The sequence below is a fragment of the Shinella agrisoli genome (assembly GCF_046557955.1).
Lineage (GTDB): Bacteria > Pseudomonadota > Alphaproteobacteria > Rhizobiales > Rhizobiaceae > Shinella.
In genome coordinates this window covers 1-1,494 of the sequence record NZ_JBJIEP010000058.1, presented here as the reverse complement: position 1 = coordinate 1,494, position 1,494 = coordinate 1, and the positions used below count along the sequence as shown (strand labels likewise).

The 1,494-nt window shown below is 68.5% G+C and carries 1 protein-coding gene; it reads left to right on the top strand.

All coding sequences use genetic code 11. From position 1 onward, the window contains the following. Positions 1-47: 47 nt before the first annotated feature. Positions 48-1,475, top strand: a complete 1,428-nt coding sequence (locus tag ACIIOY_RS26720; RefSeq protein WP_411037702.1) for a mannose-1-phosphate guanylyltransferase/mannose-6-phosphate isomerase — start codon at positions 48-50, stop codon at positions 1,473-1,475. Positions 1,476-1,494: the final 19 nt, after the last annotated feature.

Below are 1,494 nucleotides of genomic sequence, written 5' to 3'. Positions count from 1 at the left end.
TTTTTTGATTTGAGCGGGCCTTTTGGTCCTTGAGCGGGATGGAATGGATGAGCAGCAAGATCGTACCCGTCATCATGGCCGGCGGCAGGGGCACGCGCCTGTGGCCGCTGTCGCGCGCGGCAGCACCCAAGCAGTTCCTGCAGTTCCTCGGCGAGACCACGCTCTTCCAGAAGGCGCTGGCCCGCGTCGGCGATGCGGCGCTTTACGCCCCGCCCGTCGTCGTCACCAATGCCGACTTCCGCTTCCTGGTGGCCGAGCAGGCCCGCGCGGCCGGCGTGCCGCTCACCTCGATCCTGCTGGAGCCGGTCGCCCGCAACACCGCCCCGGCGCTCGCCGCCGCCGCGACCTTCATCGCGGCAAGGCATGGCGAGGACACGCTGATGCAGGTGCTGGCCTCCGATCACGAGATCGGCGCCGACCAGGCCTACCTCGACTGCATCGCCAGGGCGGCGGGGGCCGCAAGGGCAGGCCGCCTCGTCACCTTCGGCATCACGCCGACGGAGCCGGCCACCGGCTACGGCTACATCGAGACCGGCGAGGACCTCGGCAACGGCGCCAATGCGGTGCGCCGCTTCGTGGAGAAGCCCGACCGCGAAACGGCGGCGGCCATGCTGGCGGCGGGCGGCTATCTGTGGAACTCCGGCATGTTCATGCTGCCGGCCGGCCTGTTCCTGCGCGAGCTTGGCAAATATGCGCCGGACGTGCTTGCGGCGGCGGGCGAGGCGGTCGAAAGGGCCCATCACGACCTCGACTTCGAGCGGCTCGACGAGGCGGCCTTCGCCCGCGCGCCGGACATCTCCGTCGACTACGCCATCTTCGAGAAGACGCCGATCGCCGCCGTCGTGCCCGCGCCGATCGCCTGGTCCGACCTCGGCAGCTGGGATTCGGTCTGGAAGACCGGCCGGCAGGACGAGGCCGGCAACGTCGCCGACGGCAGCACCACGGTGCTTGACACGCGCAACTCGCTGGTCATCTCGCGCGACATCCATGTGGCCGTGCAGGGCCTCGACAACATCGCGGTCGTGGCCAGCGAGGACGCGGTCTATGTCGGGCGCCTGGACGACAGCCAGAGCGTCGGCAGGCTGGTCAGGCACCTGGCCGCCTCGGCAGGGACGGCCAAGCTGACGCAGACCCATCCGACCGCCTACCGGCCGTGGGGCGGCTATACCTCGGTGCTCAACGGCGAGCGCTTCCAGGTCAAGCGGCTGTTCGTGACGCCGGGCAAGCGGCTGTCCTTGCAAAAGCACCACCACCGGTCCGAGCACTGGATCGTCGTGCGCGGCACGGCGGAGGTGACGATCGGCGAGCGGACGATCCCGCTGCGCGAGAACGAGTCGGTCTACATCCCCCAAGGCGAGGTCCACCGGCTCGCCAATCCGGGAAAGATCCTGCTCGAACTCATCGAGGTCCAGACCGGCTCCTACCTCGGAGAAGACGACATCATCCGCATCGAAGACGAATTCGGAAGAGGATGAAGACAATCAAAATCGGGGG

What these genes read in the sequence shown, in the direction of transcription:
- ACIIOY_RS26720 (WP_411037702.1), top strand. Translation starts at nt 48, where the DNA reads ATGAGCAGCAAGATCGTACCCGTCATCATGGCCGGCGGCAGGGGCACG.